This window comes from Allobosea sp. 2RAB26, assembly GCF_052115465.1.
Classification (GTDB): domain Bacteria; phylum Pseudomonadota; class Alphaproteobacteria; order Rhizobiales; family Beijerinckiaceae; genus Allobosea.
The window spans coordinates 1-510 of sequence record NZ_JBFRGS010000086.1; the positions used below are offsets into that span (position 1 = coordinate 1).

Genomic DNA, 510 nt, shown 5'->3' on the forward strand with positions numbered 1-510 from the left:
CAACACCACGATGGCAGCGAGCATGGCGTCCAACACCACGATGGCAGCGAGCATGGCGTCCAACTTCATGGGCACCGGACATGCGCTGCTGCTCGATGCCAATCCGTTCATCAGCGTGCTCGACCACTACATCGCTGGTGACGGCCGGGCGAACGAGAACTTCTCCCTGACCGCGATGCACACGATCTGGGCGCGCAACCACAACTTCCACGTCGAGAATCTGGTGGAGGCCGGCTTCCAGGGCACACAGGAGGAGCTCTTCCAGGCGGCCAAGATCATCAACGAGGCCGAATACCAGCGCGTCGTCTTCGACGAGTTCGCCGATCATCTCATCGGCGGCATCAAGGGCGATGGCGACCACGGCCATGGCGACTACAATCCAGATGCGACGGCCGCCATCTCGCATGAGTTCGCGGCGGCCGTGTACCGGGTCGGTCACTCCCTGATCGGCCAGACCATGACCGTGCTCGATGCCGACGGTCAGCCGAAGCAGGTGGCGCTGTTCGACGC

At 63.1% G+C, this 510-nt stretch carries 1 protein-coding gene; it reads left to right on the forward strand.

Going from position 1 to position 510, the window contains the following annotated elements; translation table 11 throughout:
- Positions 1-510: peroxidase family protein (locus tag AB4118_RS34135; protein WP_441493915.1), on the forward strand; the 510-nt coding region annotated here is incomplete at both ends.